The following is an 18,937-nucleotide window of genomic DNA, read 5'->3' as shown; positions in this document are numbered from 1 at the left end:
CGCGGGATAGGTGCGCCTGAGTTCCGCCCATACAGGGTCGGACGACCGCCTGAAACCCCAAACAAGACGTCAAATCCCCCGCAAAGCGAACAACCGCCGCAACCCCGCCGCCGCAAGCTTTTGCTCATGACTGCGCAACAGGTCCACAAGGGGAGAAGGGAAGAACCAGGCAGCGTCGATCAGGAGCGCGGCCTGGTCTTCTGCGGATCGTAGTGGGCAATGGCGACGACGCGCGCCGGCAGCCGCTTGCTGTGGCCGTCGAGCTTGCCGATCTCGACCTCGGTGCCAATCGCCGAATGCGCGACGTCGAGCCTGGCCAGCGCGATATTCTTGTTCAGCACCGGCGAACGCATGCCGGAGGTGACGACGCCGACCTGGGCGCGGCCGACATGCACGCAATCGCCGTGGCCGACCGCGACATTGGCGTCGATGTCGAGGCCGACCAGCTTCTTCTGGGGGTTTTCCTTGCGGCGGATCAGCGCCTCGCGGCCGATGAAATCGTCGGTCTTGGTCTTTAGCGGCACGGTGAAGCCGATGCCGGCCTCGAAGGGGTCGGTCTGGTCGGAGAACTCGTAGCCGGCAAAGATCAGCCCGGCCTCGATGCGCACCATGTCGAGCGCTTGCAGCCCCATCGGCTTCAGGCCGTGCGGCTGGCCGGCCTCCCAGATGGCGTCGAACACCTTTTCGGCGTCGCGCGGATGGCACCAGATCTCGTAGCCGAGCTCGCCGGTGTAACCGGTGCGCGAAACGACGACCGGAATGCCGTTGCCGCCGCCGATGCGGGCGACGGCAAAGCGGAACCACTCGAGCTCGTCGATCGACGGCTGCAGCGGCGAGGTCCAGATGATCTGCCTGAGAATGTCGCGGCTTTTCGGTCCCTGCACGGCGACATTGTGCATCTGGTCGGTCGATGAACGCACCAGCACGGTAAGGCCGAGTTTCGTCGCCGTTTCGCGCAGCCATTCGCCGGATAGATCGTCGCCGCCAACCCAGCGGAAATTATCCTTGCCGAGCCGAAGCAGCGTGCCGTCGTCGATCATGCCGCCATGCTCGTAGCACATGGCGGAATAGACGACCTGGCCGACGCCGAGCTTCCTGATGTCGCGGGTCAGCGTGTATTGCAGCAGCGCTTCCGAATCCGGGCCGGTGATCTCGAACTTGCGCAGCGGCGACAGGTCCATGATCACTGCATCCTGCCGGCAGGCCCAGTATTCGCCGATCGGGCCTTGCTTGGCGAAGGAATTGGCCAGCCAATAACCCTTGTACTCGACGAAGTTGCGGGTGTGCTTGGCAAAGCTCGAATGAAAGGCGGTCTCGCGGGTCATTTTCGGTTCCGAATCGGGCGTCATGCGTCTGGCGATCGCTCGCGAGAATTTGTGCTGGCCGGAATAGGTCCGCACATGGATGTCGGTCGGGTTCCAGCCATTGGCCGGCGTCGTATCGTCGGGGCAGGCGGACGAGACGCAGACGATGTCGGTCAGCGCCTGCAGCAGCACATAGTCGCCCGGCCGCGACCACGGCTCGTCGGAAACCACGACGCCATACGCGTCGATGGCCGTGTTGAAGAAGAAGTTGATCGCCATCCAGCCGGCGCGGGGCGTCACGCCCTTGTCGGCCAGCGCGCGGTTGAAATTCTCCGAGCAGTTGGGATGGCCGGGATAGCCGATGTCGTCGTAATATTTGGCAGCGCAGGCGAGCGCGAATGCATCGTGGCGGCCGCAAGTGTCCTGGATAACCTCGACCAGCGGCTCCATGTCCTGGTCATAATATTTCGAGTGCAGCCCGGGCATCGGATAGCTCGAACCCATCAGCGTGCGCGTCGTCGTCACGTCGAGCGGATGATCGCGGCCCTTGTCCAGCTTGCGCGCCGAAAAGCACTGGAAGTCGGTGCATTGGCGCCCGTCGACATCGATGATCTGCAGATAGTCGCCGGCTTTGACGAAATAGGCTTCCGCCGTCGCCGAATGGACGCGCAGATCGAGCACCGGATCGGCCAGCGGGTCGGCAAGCCGCGACTTCGCAGCTGGACGGATCGTGGCGCGGCGCAGGATGACGCTGAGCGGCGTTGCGGTATCGTGGCCGTCGACCAGCATCGGACCGTCGGGTGCAGCGACGAGCATCGAGCCGTCGCGGGCGATCGCAAAGCTCTGTTCGGTGCCGGCAGGGGTGGAGCCGCCGAAGACGCGGACCGCCTTTGCCTGATCTAGCTGTACCTGGCGACGTTCGAGGCCTCGGCGCAAGGAAGCGAGGCTATCGTCGCTATCGGCCAGCAGCGCCTTAATGCCGGCGGCATTGCTGTTCGATTTTTCGCCGAGAATACCGGGATCGGTTACGCCGGTGCTGTCCCATACCAGCAGCTCGCAGGCCTGCCCGCCCTCGATATTGCGCACAGTGATGCTGTCGCCGGCCTCGACCTCGATCAGCACCGCGCCATTGCCCTGAACCGAATAGCGCTCCATCCCGGCCGGCAGCGCGATCTGGCCTGGCCGCAGGATCAGACTCGGCCGGGGCGGTCCGGCGGCGATTACGGGGTAGGGCGACTGGCTCATCTCAACCCTGGTTTCGAGAAACAAGTTTGCCTGTGCGTGAAATTATTTTAGCGGGAAGAATAGGGCAGAAGAGCCGGAGTTGGCAAGGTGAAGGTGGCACAAGCTCCCCCTTCTCCCCTTGGGGAGAAGGTGTCGCCGAAGGCGACGGATGAGGGGTGTTCCAGGGAACGCCAGCCTCTCACTCCGCTGGAACACCCCTCATCCGTCTCGGCGCTGCGCGCCGATCCACCGCCCTGGGTGGGCGAGCCACGGGTCTCGTCCCGTCCTTCGGACCCCACAAGGGGAGAAGGGAAGACGCGCCAAGGCTATGCCAATTCCTCGGAATGCCGGATATCGACGCCATACTCCGCGGCGGCATCGAGCATCGTGTGCCACAGGCTCCCGGCAAACGTCGCGAACACCAGGAGATTGAACACCGCCTGTCCATCCGGCCAGTCATTGCCGCGCCAGAGATTGATGCTGGTGTGATCGACCGATGTTGCGGCGGCGGTGCCGACCGGAAATGCCGCCGGGTGCAGGTCTAGTGAAGACAATTTGGCCAGCATCGAGCGCGCTTTTTCTCCCGAAACGCTGATCAGGACGCGCGCATGCGACTGGTCCGATAGCGAGGCGGATTGCGAGAACGCCTGGCTCAGCGGTTCGATCGCGTGCTTGCCGGCATTGGACAGGACGAGGAACTGATCCGGTCCCGACCAGATCAGCGTAGCGTCGGGAACTCGGACCGCCTTGGGCGTTTCCGGTGCGGCAACGCCGAAACGGGCCTGGGCAGCTTTTGCCAGCTCCGCCGTTTTGCCGCGCCGCGCCATCACCTGGATCAGGTCGAAATTGCGGATTTCCGTCAGCCAAACGCCGGCCTCGGTGCCGCGCGCGCCATGGGCGCCGACGACGAGCGCGTGCTCCAGCGGACTGCGGGCAATCCAGGAAAACTCAGCCACGCTGGCGCCCTCCATCCGGATCGTAGAAGACCGGGCTGCACAGCTCGACATCGTAGTCTTCGCCGCGCAGCGGGTCATGCGTATGGACGATCTCGCCGATGCGCTCGCGGCCGCATTCGACCAGGCCAAGCCCGATCCACTGGTCGAGCGTCGGCGAGAAGCAGACCGAGGTGACGTAGCCCTGGTCGTTGTCGGGACCGGGTGTCTTGTCCTTCGGAATGATATGCGCGCCGGAACGCAGGCGGCTTGCCTTATCCGTCGGCTTGATGCCGACCACGACCTGCCGGTCCGGGGCGACCAGCGCCTCGCGCCCGGCCATGACGCGGCCGATAAAATCCTTCTTGGTCGACATCATCTTGCCGAGGCCTAGGTCGGCGGCCGTCGTCGTGCCGTTCAGCTCCGGCCCGGCGACATGGCCCTTTTCGATGCGCATGACGCCGAGCGCCTCGGTGCCGTAGGGCGTAAGGCCGAATGGCTTCCCGGCCAGCATCAAATTGCGCACCAGCGCGTCGCCGTAACGGGCGGGAACCGAAATCTCGAACGCCATCTCACCGGAGAACGAGATGCGGAACAGCCGTGCCCTGGTGCCGCCGCGAAGCGATACCTCGCGCGCCCCCATGAACGGAAAACCTTCATTCGACAGATCCTCGGCCGGATCGACGATTTCCCGGAGCAGGTCCCGGGTCCTAGGTCCAGCGATCGAGAATTGCGCCCACTGGTCAGAGACGGAGGTGAGCTGGACGTCGAGCTCAGGAAATAGCACCTGCCGGCAGAATTCGAGATGCTGCATCACCAGCCCGGCCTTGGCGGTGGTGGTGGTCAGGAAATAATGGTCCTCGGCCAGCCGCGAGGTGGTGCCGTCGTCATAGACGATGCCGTCCTCGCGCAGCATCAGCCCATAGCGGGCTTTTCCCACGGCAAGACTGGAGAAGGTGTTGATGTAGACGCGGTCGAGGAAAGCGCCGGCGTCCGGGCCGTGCACGTCGATCTTGCCGAGCGTCGAGACGTCGCAGAAGCCGACGCCGGAGCGCACCGCCTTGACCTCGCGCGTCACCGATTCCAGCCAGTCCTTTTCGCCGGCGCGCGGATACCATTGCGCGCGCTTCCACAGGCCGGTGTCGACGAACACCGCGCCCTGTTCGGCTGCCCAGTGATGCGACGGCGTCAGCCTCGTCGCATGGAAGTTCTCGTCGCGATGATGGCCGGCGAAGGCGCCGATAGCGACCGGCACATAGGGCGGGCGGTAGATCGTCGTGCCGGTCTCGGGAATGGATTTGCCTGACAACGTAGCCATGATGGCGAGGCCGGCGACGTTCGAGGTCTTGCCCTGGTCGGTGGCCATGCCGAGCGTCGTATAGCGCTTCAGATGCTCGACCGATTCGAAACCCTCGCGCTGCGCCAGTTCGATGTCGGACGCCGTGACATCGTGCTGGTAGTCGACAAAGGCTTTGCCCTTGCCGGCGACATGCCAGAGCGACGTCAGCGAAAACGCCTCATCGTCGGCGACCGGCGGCGTGCCGGCATTGCCGCTGCGCCCGGCACTCTGTGCTGCCGCCGCTCCTGCGGCAAAGCCCTGGCGCAGGCAGTCGCCCAGCCCGAAGGCGCCGTTGGCGGCGCCTGCGGCCATCATGCCCGGAGGCGCACCGTCCGGGACGAAGGCTGCGATGTCGTCCTGCCATTTCGGCCGGCCGCGATGGTAGGAGGTCAGCCCGACCGCCGGATTCCAGCCGCCGGAGACGGCAAGCCCGTCGGCTTCGACTTCCGCCCGTGCGCCGCCGGTCAGCGAGATCGCGATTTTCCGGACGCCGGCCTTGCCGCCTTCGACCCCGTTGACCGAGCCGCTGAGCACCGGAAAGCCGGCCTTGGCGGCGAGCGCGCGATGTGCGGCGGAGACGTCCGGGCGCGCATCGACGACCGCCGCGATCTGCAATCCGGCGGCGAGCGCGGTCTCGACCGTGCGCCAGCCATCCGCATTGTTGGTGGACAGCGCGATCCTCTTTGCCGGCGCCGCCGCGTAGCGCGCGACATAGGTCCGCATCGCCGAAGCCATCATCACGCCGGGCGTGTCGTTGCCGGCAAACACGATCGGCCGCTCGATGGCGCCGGCGGCAACGACGCAGCGCCTAGCCACGATCCGCCATAGCCTTTGGCGCACTTGGTGCTCTGGCGGGGAGGGCAGGTGGTCATTGACCCGCTCGATCGCGCCATAGGTGCCGCCATCATAGACGCCGAACAATGTCGTGCGGTTCATGATGCGGATATCGGGGAGTGCTGCGAGTTCGGCCAGCGTGCGCGAAATCCATTCGGCCGCCGGCAGGCTGTCGATGGTGCCGCCGTCGGCAAGCAGACGGCCGCCGAACGCAAAATCTTCCTCGCACAGGATGACACGGGCGCCGCTGCGCCCGGCCGCCAATGCCGCCGCGAGCCCGGCCGGGCCAGAGCCGGCGATCAGCACGTCGCAATGCGCCCACGCCTTGTCGTAATGGTCGGGATCGGCGACGCCGGCGGCGCGGCCGAGACCGGCGGCTCGGCGGATCGCCGGTTCGTAGACCGCTTCCCAGAATTTCGCCGGCCACATGAAGGTCTTGTAGTAGAAGCCGGCGACGAAGATCGGCGCAAACAGCTGGTTGACCGCCATCAGATCGTGGCGCAGCGACGGCCAGCGGTTCTGGCTGGCGGCCTCGAGCCCGTCGTAAAGTTCGGCCGTGGTCGCCTTGGTGTTCGGCTCGCGCCGCGCTCCGCTGCGCAGTTCGACCAGCGCGTTGGGCTCCTCCGACCCGGCGGTCAGGATGCCGCGCGGGCGATGGTATTTGAACGATCGGCCGATCAACTTGACGCCATTGGCAATCAGCGCCGAGGCCAGCGTGTCGCCTTGGAAGCCGGCAAAGCTCTTGCCGTCGAAGCGGAAGCTCAGCGGCGCGGCGCGATCGATGAGACCGCCGCTCTCCAGCCGGTGTGTCTGCGCAGGGCCAACCATCAGGCGCCCACCTTGGCGGCGCCAACGCCCGCAGCCGGCTCGACCGACGAAATCTCGTGCGTCAGCGTGTTGCGGGCGACCTTCAGCCAGGCCCGGCAGCCGCCGCCATGATACCAGTATTCGCTCATCGGCCCGGCGACATTGTCGCGCAGATAGACATAGTCGAAGACCTCGTCTTCGGAGGAGCCGGCCGCCGGACGCACCGGCCTGGCGTCGCCCAGATAGGTGAACTCGCCGAGTTCGCGTTCGCCGCAGAAGGGACAGACAATGCGCATGCTCTTCAGCCAGCCTTCAATGCAGGTTCGGTTGGGCGCCCTGGCCCTTTTCGTCGATCATCGCACCTCGCCGGAAGCGGTCGAGGCGGAAGCGCGCCGCCTCCTTGTGCGGCTCGTCGCGCGCCAGAAGATGGGCAAAGACCAAGCCGGAGCCGGGCGTCGCCTTGAAGCCGCCATAGCACCAGCCGGCATTGAGATAGAGCCCGTCGACCGGCGTCTTGTCGATGATCGGCGAGCCGTCCATCGACATGTCCATGATGCCGCCCCACTGGCGCAGCAGCCGCACGCGGCCGATCATCGGCATCAGCGCCATGCCGCCCTCGCAGACGTCCTCCATTACAGGCAGATTGCCGCGCTGGGCGTAGGAATTGTAGCCGTCGATGTCGCCGCCGAAGACCAGGCCGCCCTTGTCGGATTGGCTGACGTAGAAATGGCCGGCGCCGAAGGTCATGACATTGGGGATCAGCGGCTTGATCGCCTCCGAGACGAAGGCCTGCAGCACATGGCTTTCGATCGGCAGCCGCATGCCGGCCATCGCCGCGACGCGCGACGAGGAGCCGGCGACCGCCATGCCGACCTTGGCCGCACCGATCTTGCCGCGGCTCGTCTCGACGCCGGTCACCTTGCCGTTGCCGTCGCGGACAAAGCCGGTCACCTCGCAATTCTGGATGATGTCGACGCCGAGCGCGCTCGCCGCATGCGCATAGCCCCAGACCACGGCGTCATGGCGCGCCGTGCCGCCGCGCCGCTGCAAGAGGCCGCCCTGCACCGGAAAGCGCGCATTGTCGAAGTTCAGGAACGGCATCATCTTCCTGACCGCCGCCAGATCGAGCAGTTCGGCATCGATGCCGTTGATGCGCATGGTGTTGCCGCGCCGTGCGTAGGCGTCGCGCTGCGCGTCGGAATGGTAGAGATTGATGACGCCGCGCTGGCTGACCATGGTGTTGTAGTTGAGGTCCTGCTCCATACGTTCCCACAGCTTCATCGAAAGCTCGTAGAAGCCGGTATTGCCGGGCAGCCCGTAATTGGAGCGGATGATGGTGGTGTTGCGGCCGGCATTGCCGGAGCCGATCCAGCCTTTTTCCAGCACCGCGACATTCCTGATGCCGTACTCGCTGGCGAGGAACCATGCCGTCGCCAGTCCATGGCCGCCGCCGCCGATGATCACCACGTCGTAGTGGCTCTTCGGGCTGGCGTCGCGCCAGGTGCGCTGCCAGTTCTTGTGGCCGGAAAATGCCGCCCGGGCGAGGGAGAAGATCGAGTATTTCATGAACCTGTTTCGCGCCGGGCGTGCAACAATTCCGGATCAGATGTCGAGCGTGTGGTCGCGCTCCCACTGGGTGAAGTGGGAAGCATAGGAATTCCATTCCTGTTGCTTGAGCTTTAGATAGGCCGACGAGAATTCCTCACCCAGCGCCGCCTTGAGCGATTTGTCGTTGTCGAACTCGCGCAATGCGTCGAGCAGGTTGAGCGGCAGCTTCGGCGCCCCTTCGACCGTATGGCCGAACTGGTACATGTCGATGTCGTAGCGCCGGCCGGGATCGGCCTTCGAGCGGACACCGTCGAGCCCGGCGGCGATGATCACGGCCTGCAGCAGATAGGGGTTTGCCGCGCCGTCGGGCAGGCGCAGCTCGAAGCGGCCGGGGCCGGGCACGCGCACCATGTGGGTGCGGTTGTTGCCGGTCCAGGTCACGGTGTTCGGCGCCCAGGTGGCGCCGGAGATGGTGCGCGGTGCGTTGATGCGCTTGTAGGAATTGACCGTCGGGTTGGTGATGGCGGCAAGCGCGGAAGCATGTTTCATGATGCCGCCGAGGAAATTCCTGCCCTTGGCCGACAGGCCGAGTTCCATCGCATTATCGGCAAAGACATTGGTCTTGCCGTCCCTGTCCCAAACCGAGATGTGGGCATGGCAGCCATTGCCGGTCAGGCCCTGGAACGGCTTCGGCATGAAGGTCGCGCGCAGCCCGTGCTTTTCGGCAACGGATTTCACCATGAATTTGAAGAAGGAATGCTTGTCGGCGGTCGCCAGAGCATCGTCGAAGGCCCAGTTCATCTCGAACTGGCCGTTGGCGTCCTCATGGTCGTTCTGGTAGGCGCCCCAGCCGAGCGCCAGCATATGGTCGCAGATCTCGGCGATGACGTCGTAGCGGCGCATCACCGCCTGCTGGTCGTAGCAGGGCTTCGACGCCGTGTCGTATTCGTCGGAAATCGTCTTGCCGTCCGGCGAGATCAGGAAGAACTCGGCCTCGACGCCGGTCTTGATGTGCATGCCGTCGCCGGCGGCCTCGGCGATCAGCCGCTTCAGCGTGTTGCGCGGCGCCTGCTCGACCGATTTGTCGTCCATCATGCAGTTGGCGGCGACCCAGGCGACTTCGGGCTTCCACGGCAACTGGATCACCGAATCCGGATCCGGCACGGCCAGCATGTCGGGATGCGCCGGCGTCAGGTCGAGCCAGGTAGCAAAGCCGGCAAAGCCGGCGCCGTCCCGCTGCATGTCGGCGATCGCCTGCGACGGCACCAGCTTGGCACGCTGCCCGCCGAACAGGTCGGTGTAGGATATCATGAAATATTTGACGCCCTTCTCCTTGGCGAAGGCGGCGAGATCGTTCCCCATTATAATTCCTCGCTTACTGGCATTTTGGTTTGTCTTAGAAGCCGTTCTTGCCCGGTATCCAGTTGGTGCCGGTCAGCGGCACGCCGGCCATGGCGGCGGCTTCGATCGTCAAGGCGACAAGATCCTCGGGCTCGAGATTGTGCAGGCTGTTCTTGCCGCAGGCGCGGGCGATTGTCTGAGCCTCAAGTGTCATTACCTTAAGATAGTTCGCCAGCCGTCGTCCGGCCGCAATCGGATCGACCCGTTTCATTAGCTCGGGATCCTGCGTGGTGATGCCGGCCGGGTCGCGTCCCTCATGCCAGTCGTCATAGGCGCCGGCGGTGGTGCCGAGCTCGTTGTATTCCGCTTCCCAGCGCGGGTCATTGTCGCCGAGCGCGACAAGCGCTGCCGTGCCGATCGACACCGCGTCGACGCCGAGCGCCAGCGCCTTGGCGACGTCGGCGCCGTTGCGTATGCCGCCGGAGACGATCAGCTGCACCTTGCGGTGCATGCCGAGATCCTGCAGCGCCTGCACAGCCGGCCTGATGCAGGCAAGCGTCGGCTGGCCGACATTTTCGATGAACACTTCCTGGGTTGCCGCCGTGCCGCCCTGCATGCCGTCGACGACGACGACATCGGCGCCCGATTTCACGGCAAGCGCGGTATCATAATAGGGCCGCGCGCCGCCGACCTTGACGTAGATCGGCTTTGCCCAATCGGTGATTTCGCGCAGTTCGAGGATCTTGATCTCGAGGTCGTCCGGCCCGGTCCAGTCGGGGTGGCGCGAGGCCGAGCGCTGGTCGATGCCTTTCGGCAGCGTGCGCATTTCGGCAACGCGGTCGGAAATCTTCTGGCCGAGCAGCATGCCGCCGCCCCCGGGCTTGGCGCCCTGGCCGACGACCACCTCGATCGCATCGGCGCGGCGCAGATCGCGCGGGTTCATGCCGTAGCGCGACGGCAGGTACTGGTAAACCAGCGTCTTCGAATGGCCGCGCTCTTCCTCGGTCATGCCGCCGTCGCCGGTGGTGGTCGAGGTGCCGGACAGCGTCGCGCCGCGGCCGAGCGCTTCCTTGGCCGGACCGGACAGCGAGCCGAAGCTCATGCCAGCAATGGTGATCGGGATCTTCAGCTCGATCGGTTTCTTCGCATAGCGCGAACCGAGCACGACGCTGGTGTCGCAGCGCTCGCGATAGCCTTCGAGCGGATAGCGCGAGATCGAAGCGCCGAGGAACAGAAGGTCGTCGAAATGCGGAATCTTGCGCTTGGCGCCGGCGCCCCTGATATCATAGATGCCGGTCGCCGCGGCGCGGCGGATCTCGGAAAGCGTATAGTCGTCGAAGGTCGCGGATTTGCGCGGCGTCGTCGGCGGGTTGCGATAGGTCATGCTGCCTCAATACGCATCGGCGTTGTCGATATTGAAATTGTAAAGCGTGCGCGCCGAACCGTAGCGCTTGAACTCCGCCGCCTTGACGCCGGTCACGCCGGCACGGTCGAGCAGGTTTTGCAGCAATTCCAGGTGTTCGGGCCGCATCTCCTTGGCGATGCAGTCGGCGCCGAGGCTTTCGACCTTGCCGCGCACGAAGAGCCGCGCCTCGTAGATGGAATCGCCGAGCGCATCGCCGGCATCGCCCAGCACCACGAGGTTGCCGGATTGCGCCATGAAGGCCGACATGTGGCCGATATTGCCGTGGACGACGATGTCGATGCCTTTCATCGAAATTCCGCAGCGCGACGACGCATTGCCTTCGATGACCAGCAGCCCGCCCCGGCCGGTGGCGCCGGCATACTGGCTGGCATCGCCTTTGACGACGATCTGGCCGGACATCATGTTTTCGCCAACGCCGGGCCCGGCCGAACCATGCACGGTGATGGTGCCGCCGTCGTTCATGCCGCCGCAATAATAGCCGACGCTGCCGCGGACATCGATGGCGACCGGCTGGTCGACGCCGACGGCGACCGAATGGCTGCCGCGCGGATGCAGTACCTCCCAGGCGGTCTCGTTCGAACCGGGAGCCAGATCGTGCAGCGCCTGGTTGAGCTCGCGCAGCGACATTTCGGCCAGGTCGAAGACCCTCGATGCCTGGCCCGGCTCGCGCGCGGCCTTGGAGAGGTTAATTGCCGGCATAAGATCAATGCTCCCAGAAATAGACGGTTGCGGGCTCGGGTTCCCAGACCTTCGCATTGTCTATGCCGGGCAGTTTGGTCAGCGCACGATATTCCGAGCCGAAGGCGACATACTGGTCGGTTTCGGCCATCACGGCGGGCTTGCAGGCGATCGGATCGCGCACCACGCCGAAGCCGTTCTTGGTGCCGACGACGAAGGTGAAGAAGCCGTCGAGGTCGCTCAGCGTGCCTTCCAGCGCCTCGCCGAGGTTCTTGCCATGCGCCATCTGCGAGGAGAGATAGGCGGCCGCGACTTCGGTGTCGTTCTCGGTCTCGAATGTCATGCCTTCGCGGATCAGCTCGCGGCGGACATTGTTGTGGTTGGACAGCGAGCCATTATGCACCAGGCACTGGTCGGCGCCGGTCGAGAACGGATGCGCGCCCATCGTCGTCACCGCCGATTCGGTCGCCATGCGGGTATGGCCGATGCCGTGCGTGCCGGTCATCTCGCGGACGCCGAACCGATCGACGACCGCTTCCGGCAAGCCGACTTCCTTGTAGATCTCGACGACGTCGCCGGCGCCCATGATGCGGATGTCGGGGCGCAGCGCCTGGATCGCCTCGCGCGCTTCGTCGATCTTGGCAGGCGTCGTCCTGACCACCGCATGCGTCGACTTCGCAGCCAAGCTCACCGGCGCGCCGATCGCCTTGGCGAGGTCGGCGTCGAGGCCGCGGAAATCGCGCTCCGGCTTGGCCGACTGGATGGTGATCTTGGCTTCATTGGAAGACGCGCCATAGATGGCGATGCCGGCGCTGTCGGGACCGCGATCGCTGAGCGAGATCAGCATCTCCGACAGCATCGCGCCAAGCTGGGGCTCAAGCGACTTGTCCTTCAAAAACAGTCCGACGATTCCGCACATGTCAGGCTCCGAGATTTGTTCCCTTGGAGATGTATCGAATGAGTCCCGGGAATTCAATTAGTATGAAAAAAATTTTCCTGTCGTTATATATCGGCTCAGGCGCTGCCGGCCGCACTATCGCTGCGCTTGCCGCCATTGTGAACCCATTTGGCATGGCGGACGCGGGCGATCTTGTAGGCATCCAGGATCGACAGGGCATAGATCAGGAAGCCGCCGGCATGCCGGCCGATGAAGCTGGCATCCGGCGGCGCGATCTTGGCGGTGACCCAGGCCAGGATCACCATGAAAAACAGGAACTGCAGGCCGCGCACCGGCACGCCTAGCACGACATGCCCGCTCGCCGGCAAGACGATCGCGGCGCCGAGAACCAGATACGGGTTCGGTGGCGCGGGGGAGGTGGTGCTCTGCCTGCTCATGCCGCTTGCCGTTCGCTTTGATTGATGGCATCGCGCAGTGCCGACGCCGACGACAGCAGCCTCTCGACCAGCGCCGGATCGAGCCTGACCGTGCCGAATTCGGCTTGCCGGAACACGCCATAGCGCGCCCGCTCGGCCTCGGCCAGCAGCCAGACGATGCGCACGCCGTTCGGCGTGATCAGCAATTCCTTGGCGCGCCCCTCGACAAAGACATCGAGGTGGTCGGTGATAATGGCGTCAGGGAAGCGCACGCCCTTGCGGTCGCTCCGCAGCACCGCTTCGGCTGGAAATCCCGCCGCCTTCGGCAGTGTATGGTCGAGATGATCGAAATTGGAAAAAGTCGTCGGCGATCCTGGCCGCATCATCATGTCGAAAGTGCCTGGCACCGCGACTTTTTCGTTGATCGAAACGCTCAGCCAGCGCGCTGGCAGCTTCCTGATCGCCAGCGTGTCAACGATGGTCCGTACCTGCACCCGCCGGCCGTTCCACGAGCCGGCGAAGGTGACGACGCCGGCGGTGCCGTCCGAGACGTTGGCCACGTCGGGAATGATTTCGCGAAGTCCCGCTTCGTCGGCGGCAAGCGCGGTCGAAGCCTTGTTGCGGTTGGCGCGCGCAAGCCAGGTCATGTGGAGGACGAGAGCCAGGGCAACCGCCCCGGCGAGCAATGCTGAGATCACCTAACGCACCTCGTCACGCAAATGCCCGCCCCGTTTTGGAGCAGGGCTATTGCGTATGGAGTCCCCCTCATCCGGCCGCTTCGCGGCCACCTTCTCCCCGCTGGGGAGAAGAGGCTGGCGTCAACGCTGGCGACCCCTCTCCCCCCCGGGGAGAGGTCGGATTGCCCCGAATTGCCCTTCGCAATTCGGTTGGCAGTCCGGGTGAGGGGGCGCTTGCCCATGTGCGATTGCCCTGCGTTCTGGGATGAGCCTACTCCTGTCAGTACCCCTGCGGTTTCGGCCACGGCATGGTGAACTGGGCACCGCGGCGCACGAATCTGTAGCGGTAGAAATGGAACCAGAGCGAGATCAGGAAGTAGAAGGCGACCATGGCGATCAGCTGCGAGCCGAAGCCGAGGAAGATCGCAAAGAAGGTGACCACGCAAAGGCAGAACAGCACGATCGCCGGCAGCGGATGGAAGGGATGGGTGTAGCCGCGGCGGATCGAGCCGAGCGGCCACTTCTTCCTGAACATGATGATGTTGATGCTCATGAAGGTGTATTGCAGCACGCCCGACAGGATCGAGAAGGTGATCGCCTGGTTGAGGTCGGCGATGAAGGCAAAGGCCAGCGCGATCGGCAGCAGGAACAGGATCGAGCGATAGGGCGTGCGGTATTTCGGATGCACCGCCGAGAACCAGGTCGGCAGATAGCGGTCGCGGCCGAGCGAGAACCAGGCGCGCGCGGCGTCGTTGATGCAGCCATTGGCCGAAGCAAGTGCAGCAAGCAGCGTCGCGATGAACAACAGGTTCTCCAGCAGCGGGCTGCCGGTCAGCTTGCCCGCGTCCCAGAGCGGATAATAGGTGATGCCGAGATATTCCCAGGGCATCAGCGAGGCGCAGACATACCAGGTCATGGCGGCGGCGATCAAAAGCGTAATCATGCCGGCCATCGTGCCGTAAGGCAGCGAGCGCGCCGGCGAGCGAACTTCCTCGGCCGCCTGCGTGGTGCCCTCGATGCCGAGATAGTACCAGATGCCGAACTGGAAGGCGGCGATGACGCCGATCCAGCCATAGGGCAGGGCGTTGCCGGGGGTGACCAGCTCGTTCAGCTTGAGCACGGCGCCTTGCGTCCACGGGCTGACCGAGAAGAACAGGATGACGATCGAGACATAGGCGATGGCGGTGATGACGAAGTTTACGTTGAGCGTCATCAGCACGCCGCGATAGTTCAGCCATGCCAGCACGACGATGGTCGCGGCGATGAAGGAATTGTGGTTGAGGCCTTCGACGCCGGCCTTGGCGACGATCGTGTCGCCGAGCAGGATAGCGTCCGACACTTCGAGCATGGTGTAGGCAAAGACCAGGAACAGCGCGACGTTGAAGGCCATCAGCGGCCCGACAATGTGCTTTGCCTGCGCATATTGGCCGCCGGCGGCGGCAACCGTTGAGGTGACTTCGGAATCGATCATGGCGACCGAGGTGTAGAGCAGGCCGACGATCCAGCAGACGATCAGCGCCGCCAGCGCGCCGCCCTTGTCCGCCGCGAAATTCCAGCCGGTGAATTCTCCGACCAGAACAATGCCGACGCCGAGTGCCCAGACATGGGCGGGGCCGAGCACCCTGAGCAGCGAAACCCTGTCGCCTTGCACTTGCACTGCCGGTTCAAGCGTGACCGTCATCGTTCAATCCCCTACTCAGATCCGGTGTTTTTCGGACACGGCTTCAAGTTCGCCTTCCCTGGACGAGGTTAGCACGTCTTCGGAAAATGTCGTGTCGATCTTGAACCAGTCGTAGAGCATCCACAGCGCGAGCACGATCGAGATGCCCCAGCATGCGTAAGAGAGTGCCACCCACATGACGATTCTTCCCCGGTTTATTTGTCGTCGAATTTTTCGTTGATGACGTCGCGGTATTCGCGGTCCGATGCGCGGAACAGAAAGATGAAATAGCCGATCAGCACTGCGGCCATGATGATCAGCGTCGGCCAGTCGATGATGTAGTGGAACCGGTTCTGGATGATGTCGTGCGCGGTTTCCGGCGTGTAGCCGAGCTTTTCCCAGATCGAGGCCATGGTCGGGTTCTGGCCGAGCGCTTCCCACGTCTTGGCGTCGAGCGCGTCGATGGATTTTGCCGCCCCTGCCAGCCCCAGTTTCAGCGGCAGCCACAGCGCGACAAAAATCGCGACCACGACGACGGCGATATCGAAAACCTGTCCGGCCTTGCTCTGTTCGGGCGGTGTGTAGCGGGCCATGCGTCTCCCCCTCAGGACTTGCGGTTGCGGTAAGCGTCGGCATTCTTGATGTCGAGGCCGTAGATGAAGTCCTTGTCTTCCTTGTAGTGGTTGACCATCGCCAGGATGGCGGCCGTGTTGAAGATCAGCACCGCGGCGGCAGCGACCGCGACGACTAGCTTGATGCCTGCGTCGGGGATGTACGGCCATGTCATGAAGAGGACGAAGAGGATCGTCGCCCACAGACAGACGATCAGGAGCACCGATCCACGAAGGTCGGAACGGTACAGGGCTTCAATGCGCTGCTGCATGTCGGACATCGGTTCCCCTCCATCGCTCTCTTTCAAGAGAGTGAAATTTTTTTCATAACTTCAAGCCGAACTCCGCAATTGTCAAGACGATTTTACGCAACGTTAACTGTTTGTTTGACCAGCCGGATTTTGCCTGACAATGAAATTATTTGCTTGCGGGTATTGCAGGCTCTCGGCGTTTGCGATCAATATTCGGGCAACGCTCCCGCCAGGGAGCAGGGGAAAGCAAGAAGTTTTTTCGAACGGAGGACCAGCGGATGACGGCATCCTGGAGATTTTCGGCCCTTGCGGACCGCCATCGCGCGCTCGGCTCGAAGCTCGAAGACTGGAGCGGCATGGGCACCGCGTGGACCTACGACAAGGACGCCGACGAAGAGTATATCGCCATCCGCACCAAGGCCGGCCTGATGGACGTGTCCGGCTTGAAGAAGGTCCACATCACCGGGCCGCACGCCTCGCACCTGATCGACCTGGCGACGACGCGCGACGTCGAAAAGATCTATCCCGGCAAGTCGGCCTATGCCTGCATGCTGAACGAGGCCGGCAAGTTCACCGACGACTGCATCCTCTACCGCACCGGCCCGAATTCCTGGATGGTGGTGCATGGCTCGGGCACCGGCCATGAAGAGCTGCAGCGCGCTTCGGTCGGTCGTGACGTGTCGCTGCGCTTCGATGACAATCTGCACGACCTTTCGCTGCAAGGCCCGACCGCCGTCGACTATCTGGCAAAGCATGTGCCGGGCATTCGCGACCTCAACTATTTCCATCACATGCAGACGCAGCTGTTCGGCTTGCCGGTGATGATCTCGCGCACTGGCTACACCGGCGAGCGCGGCTACGAGATCTTCTGCCGTGGCCAGGACGCCGGCACGATCTGGGACAGGATCCTCGACGAGGGCAAGAGCGCCGGCATCATCCCGTGCCGCTTCACCACGCTCGACATGCTGCGCGTCGAGAGCTACCTGCTGTTTTACCCCTACGACAATTCGCAGAAATACCCGTTCGAGAACGAAGGCCCCGGCGACACGCTGTGGGAGCTCGGCCTCGATTTCACCGTCAGCCCCGGCAAGACAGGCTTTCGCGGCGCCGAGGAGCATTATCGCCTCAAGGGCAAGGAGCGCTTCAAGATCTTCGGCGTGCTGCTCGAAGGCAAGGAGCCGGCCGACGAGGGCGCGCCAGTCTATCGCGACGGCAAAAAAGTCGGCGTGGTGACCTGCGCCATGTATTCGCCGCTGGTCAAAAAATCGATGGGCATCGCCCGGCTCGACGTCGACTGCGCGGTACAAGGCACCAGGCTCGAGATCCGCAACAAGAGCGGCGCCATCAGCGCAACCGCCGAGCCGCTTCCGTTCGACGATCCGAAGAAGACCAAGCGCACGGCGAAAGGCTGAGGCATACTGCGGGTATGGCAGCGAAAAGCATCATCAGCCGGCCGGTCTATGGGACCCTGTCTCCGCAGCCCGGCAAGCATCATCTTTTCATAGCGGATGCAGAGGGAGCGCTGGCCATTGCCGATCTGGCCGCCAAGGCACCGGCGGATTTCTTCGGCGGCGCCCACATCATTTTCATTCCCGGCCGCGACAGCAAATATGCCGATGTGCTCGAAGCGCTGAAGCCGGCGCAGTTCTACCTCGGCCATTCCTTTGCCAGCGCTTTGCCGCGGCTGAAGCAGACGCTGGCAAACGCGCATATGGGACTCAGGCTCTACCTTGCCGGCACCGAAGGGCTGATCGGCCAGGCCATGCAGGCGGCGCTCGAAGCCGGCATCGACCACACCTCGATCCAGACCGAGCATCGCGGCTCGCTGGCGCGCCGCATGCAGTGCGTCCACTGCAAGGGCATCACCGAGAATGTCACGACGCAGCCGGCGACCTGTTCGCATTGCGGCCTGCTGCTTCTGGTGCGCGATCACTATTCGCGGCGGCTCGCCGCCTTTCAGGGCGTCTGCATCAACGCCGAGGACCGCAGTGAAATTCCTCCGACGGAGGAGGTCTTTCGATGAGCACCGGCACCACCAAGCTCGACGTCATCGTCAGCGATGTCGTTCCGGTCAACGAGTTGGTGACGCGCTTTCACTTCCGCAGGCGCGACGGCGAGCTCTTGCCGACCTTTTCCGGCGGCGCCCATGTCGTCGTCGAGATGCGCGATGGCGAACGCACCAGGCTCAATCCCTATTCGCTGATGGGCTCGCCGCTCGATACCCGCGAATACACCATCTCGGTTCGCCGCGACGACGCCGGCCGCGGCGGCTCGCTGTTCATGCACAGGCAGGTCAGGCCCGGCACCGAGATGGTGGTCAGCTATCCCGTCAACCTGTTCTCGCTCGATCTGCGCGCCAGGAAGCATCTGATGCTGGCCGGCGGCATCGGCATCACCCCGTTCATGGCGCAGACCGCGCAGCTGGCGGCGGAAGGCGGCAATTTCGAGTTGCATTACACCTGCCGCACCGCCTCGCTCGGCACCTATGCCGACCTGCTCAAGGAGCGCTACGATCGCCGGGTCAGGCTCTATCACGACGACCGCGACGAGCGCGTCGATCTCGACCGGCTGTTGTCGTCGCAGCCACTCGGCACGCACCTCTATGTCTGCGGCCCGTCCGGCATGATCGGCTGGGTGCGCGAGCGTGCCGCCGCCCTCGGCTGGCCTCCCGAGACCGTGCATTTCGAGCATTTCGCGGCCCCGCAGCCGGGTGCGCCCTTCGACGTGACGCTGGCGGTCAGCGGCAAGACGATCCGCGTCGACGAGCAGCAGAGCCTGCTCGAGGCGATCGAGGCGGCCGGCGTCGATCCGCCCTATCTCTGCCGCGGCGGCGTCTGCGGCCAGTGCGAGACCAACGTCATCTCGCATGACGGCAAATTCATCCACAACGACCACTGGCTGAGCGAGGAAGACCACCGTTCGGGCTGCAAGATCATGCCCTGCGTGTCGCGCTTCGAGGGCAGGTCGCTGGTGCTGGAAAGATAGGAGGCG

At 64.1% G+C, this 18,937-nt stretch carries 18 protein-coding genes; 3 read left to right on the top strand and 15 right to left on the bottom strand.

Features of this window, described 5'->3' with window-relative positions:
- Nucleotides 1-179: 179 nt before the first annotated feature.
- The 15 genes from NKJ93_RS32605 to NKJ93_RS32535 all read right to left on the bottom strand — a co-directional run bounded on the left by NKJ93_RS32605 (nt 180) and on the right by NKJ93_RS32535 (nt 15,976).
- Nucleotides 180-2,549, bottom strand: coding sequence for a trimethylamine N-oxide demethylase (locus NKJ93_RS32605; protein WP_352593472.1), 2,370 nt, complete (start codon nt 2,547-2,549; stop codon nt 180-182).
- A 305-nt stretch (nt 2,550-2,854) separates the two neighbouring features.
- Complete coding sequence (locus NKJ93_RS32600; RefSeq protein ID WP_023716758.1) at nt 2,855-3,484, bottom strand: sarcosine oxidase subunit gamma; 630 nt, start codon at nt 3,482-3,484, stop codon at nt 2,855-2,857.
- Nucleotides 3,477-6,461 carry a sarcosine oxidase subunit alpha gene (locus NKJ93_RS32595; protein ID WP_352593469.1) on the bottom strand — a complete coding sequence of 995 codons (2,985 nt, stop codon included), beginning with the start codon at nt 6,459-6,461 and terminating at the stop codon, nt 3,477-3,479. Before NKJ93_RS32595 ends, NKJ93_RS32600 begins: the two co-directional genes overlap by 8 nt.
- Entirely contained in the window at nt 6,461-6,736 is a 276-nt protein-coding gene (locus NKJ93_RS32590; RefSeq protein ID WP_023716760.1) for a sarcosine oxidase subunit delta, read from the bottom strand. The genes NKJ93_RS32595 and NKJ93_RS32590 overlap by 1 nt, the downstream gene beginning before the upstream one ends.
- A 16-nt stretch (nt 6,737-6,752) precedes the next feature.
- Nucleotides 6,753-8,006 (bottom strand): sarcosine oxidase subunit beta family protein, encoded by a 1,254-nt coding sequence (locus NKJ93_RS32585; RefSeq protein ID WP_352548741.1) that lies wholly within the window; start codon nt 8,004-8,006, stop codon nt 6,753-6,755.
- Nucleotides 8,007-8,042: 36 nt separating this feature from the next.
- Nucleotides 8,043-9,350 (bottom strand): type III glutamate--ammonia ligase, encoded by a 1,308-nt coding sequence (gene glnT / locus NKJ93_RS32580; protein ID WP_023716762.1) that lies wholly within the window; start codon nt 9,348-9,350, stop codon nt 8,043-8,045.
- Between the two features lie 34 nt (nt 9,351-9,384).
- Nucleotides 9,385-10,713: an FMN-binding glutamate synthase family protein gene (locus NKJ93_RS32575; protein WP_352548739.1), complete on the bottom strand. Its 1,329-nt coding sequence runs from the start codon at nt 10,711-10,713 to the stop codon at nt 9,385-9,387.
- A gap of 6 nt (nt 10,714-10,719) precedes the next feature.
- Nucleotides 10,720-11,454, bottom strand: coding sequence for a GltB/FmdC/FwdC-like GXGXG domain-containing protein (locus tag NKJ93_RS32570; protein WP_023716764.1), 735 nt, complete (start codon nt 11,452-11,454; stop codon nt 10,720-10,722).
- A 4-nt stretch (nt 11,455-11,458) separates the two neighbouring features.
- Nucleotides 11,459-12,352, bottom strand: a complete 894-nt coding sequence (locus tag NKJ93_RS32565; RefSeq protein ID WP_023716765.1) for a class II glutamine amidotransferase — start codon at nt 12,350-12,352, stop codon at nt 11,459-11,461.
- Between the two features lie 95 nt (nt 12,353-12,447).
- Nucleotides 12,448-12,768 carry a hypothetical protein gene (locus NKJ93_RS32560; protein WP_031193328.1) on the bottom strand — a complete coding sequence of 107 codons (321 nt, stop codon included), beginning with the start codon at nt 12,766-12,768 and terminating at the stop codon, nt 12,448-12,450.
- Nucleotides 12,765-13,394, bottom strand: a complete 630-nt coding sequence (locus NKJ93_RS32555) for a hypothetical protein (protein WP_502895880.1) — start codon at nt 13,392-13,394, stop codon at nt 12,765-12,767. The genes NKJ93_RS32560 and NKJ93_RS32555 overlap by 4 nt, the downstream gene beginning before the upstream one ends.
- A 310-nt stretch (nt 13,395-13,704) precedes the next feature.
- Nucleotides 13,705-15,105 carry an APC family permease gene (locus NKJ93_RS32550; protein WP_031193329.1) on the bottom strand — a complete coding sequence of 467 codons (1,401 nt, stop codon included), beginning with the start codon at nt 15,103-15,105 and terminating at the stop codon, nt 13,705-13,707.
- A gap of 15 nt (nt 15,106-15,120) precedes the next feature.
- On the bottom strand, nt 15,121-15,282 hold the full coding sequence (locus NKJ93_RS32545) for a hypothetical protein (RefSeq protein WP_023716769.1): 162 nt from the start codon (nt 15,280-15,282) through the stop codon (nt 15,121-15,123).
- Nucleotides 15,283-15,299: 17 nt separating this feature from the next.
- On the bottom strand, nt 15,300-15,677 hold the full coding sequence (locus NKJ93_RS32540; protein WP_023716770.1) for a hypothetical protein: 378 nt from the start codon (nt 15,675-15,677) through the stop codon (nt 15,300-15,302).
- An 11-nt stretch (nt 15,678-15,688) separates the two neighbouring features.
- Complete coding sequence (locus NKJ93_RS32535) at nt 15,689-15,976, bottom strand: hypothetical protein (RefSeq protein WP_023716771.1); 288 nt, start codon at nt 15,974-15,976, stop codon at nt 15,689-15,691.
- 248 nt (nt 15,977-16,224) lie between these two features.
- On the opposite strand from NKJ93_RS32535, the gene NKJ93_RS32530 reads away from it, so the two are divergent.
- The 3 genes from NKJ93_RS32530 to NKJ93_RS32520 are packed head-to-tail and all read left to right on the top strand — an operon-like array spanning nt 16,225 to nt 18,931.
- Nucleotides 16,225-17,358, top strand: coding sequence for an aminomethyl transferase family protein (locus tag NKJ93_RS32530; RefSeq protein WP_023716772.1), 1,134 nt, complete (start codon nt 16,225-16,227; stop codon nt 17,356-17,358).
- A gap of 14 nt (nt 17,359-17,372) precedes the next feature.
- Nucleotides 17,373-17,969, top strand: coding sequence for a dimethylamine monooxygenase subunit DmmA family protein (locus NKJ93_RS32525; RefSeq protein WP_023716773.1), 597 nt, complete (start codon nt 17,373-17,375; stop codon nt 17,967-17,969).
- Nucleotides 17,966-18,931 (top strand): PDR/VanB family oxidoreductase, encoded by a 966-nt coding sequence (locus NKJ93_RS32520; RefSeq protein WP_352593466.1) that lies wholly within the window; start codon nt 17,966-17,968, stop codon nt 18,929-18,931. The genes NKJ93_RS32525 and NKJ93_RS32520 overlap by 4 nt, the downstream gene beginning before the upstream one ends.
- Nucleotides 18,932-18,937 lie beyond the last annotated feature (6 nt).

The organism is Mesorhizobium sp. M0028 (genome assembly GCF_040323855.1).
Lineage (GTDB): Bacteria > Pseudomonadota > Alphaproteobacteria > Rhizobiales > Rhizobiaceae > Mesorhizobium.
Note: the sequence above shows the minus strand (reverse complement) of the source record. Positions and strands in the feature narration are given on the sequence as shown.

Coding starts and splice junctions, on each gene's coding strand:
- NKJ93_RS32605 (WP_352593472.1), bottom strand. CDS start 2,549: ATGAGCCAGTCGCCCTACCCCGTAATCGCCGCCGGACCGCCCCGGCCG.
- NKJ93_RS32595 (WP_352593469.1), bottom strand. CDS start 6,461: ATGGTTGGCCCTGCGCAGACACACCGGCTGGAGAGCGGCGGTCTCATC.
- NKJ93_RS32590 (WP_023716760.1), bottom strand. CDS start 6,736: ATGCGCATTGTCTGTCCCTTCTGCGGCGAACGCGAACTCGGCGAGTTC.
- NKJ93_RS32585 (WP_352548741.1), bottom strand. CDS start 8,006: ATGAAATACTCGATCTTCTCCCTCGCCCGGGCGGCATTTTCCGGCCAC.
- glnT (WP_023716762.1), bottom strand. CDS start 9,350: ATGGGGAACGATCTCGCCGCCTTCGCCAAGGAGAAGGGCGTCAAATAT.
- NKJ93_RS32575 (WP_352548739.1), bottom strand. CDS start 10,713: ATGACCTATCGCAACCCGCCGACGACGCCGCGCAAATCCGCGACCTTC.
- NKJ93_RS32570 (WP_023716764.1), bottom strand. CDS start 11,454: ATGCCGGCAATTAACCTCTCCAAGGCCGCGCGCGAGCCGGGCCAGGCA.
- NKJ93_RS32565 (WP_023716765.1), bottom strand. CDS start 12,352: ATGTGCGGAATCGTCGGACTGTTTTTGAAGGACAAGTCGCTTGAGCCC.
- NKJ93_RS32560 (WP_031193328.1), bottom strand. CDS start 12,768: ATGAGCAGGCAGAGCACCACCTCCCCCGCGCCACCGAACCCGTATCTG.
- NKJ93_RS32555 (WP_502895880.1), bottom strand. CDS start 13,394: ATGACCTGGCTTGCGCGCGCCAACCGCAACAAGGCTTCGACCGCGCTT.
- NKJ93_RS32550 (WP_031193329.1), bottom strand. CDS start 15,105: ATGACGGTCACGCTTGAACCGGCAGTGCAAGTGCAAGGCGACAGGGTT.
- NKJ93_RS32545 (WP_023716769.1), bottom strand. CDS start 15,282: ATGTGGGTGGCACTCTCTTACGCATGCTGGGGCATCTCGATCGTGCTC.
- NKJ93_RS32540 (WP_023716770.1), bottom strand. CDS start 15,677: ATGGCCCGCTACACACCGCCCGAACAGAGCAAGGCCGGACAGGTTTTC.
- NKJ93_RS32535 (WP_023716771.1), bottom strand. CDS start 15,976: ATGTCCGACATGCAGCAGCGCATTGAAGCCCTGTACCGTTCCGACCTT.
- NKJ93_RS32530 (WP_023716772.1), top strand. CDS start 16,225: ATGACGGCATCCTGGAGATTTTCGGCCCTTGCGGACCGCCATCGCGCG.
- NKJ93_RS32525 (WP_023716773.1), top strand. CDS start 17,373: ATGGCAGCGAAAAGCATCATCAGCCGGCCGGTCTATGGGACCCTGTCT.
- NKJ93_RS32520 (WP_352593466.1), top strand. CDS start 17,966: ATGAGCACCGGCACCACCAAGCTCGACGTCATCGTCAGCGATGTCGTT.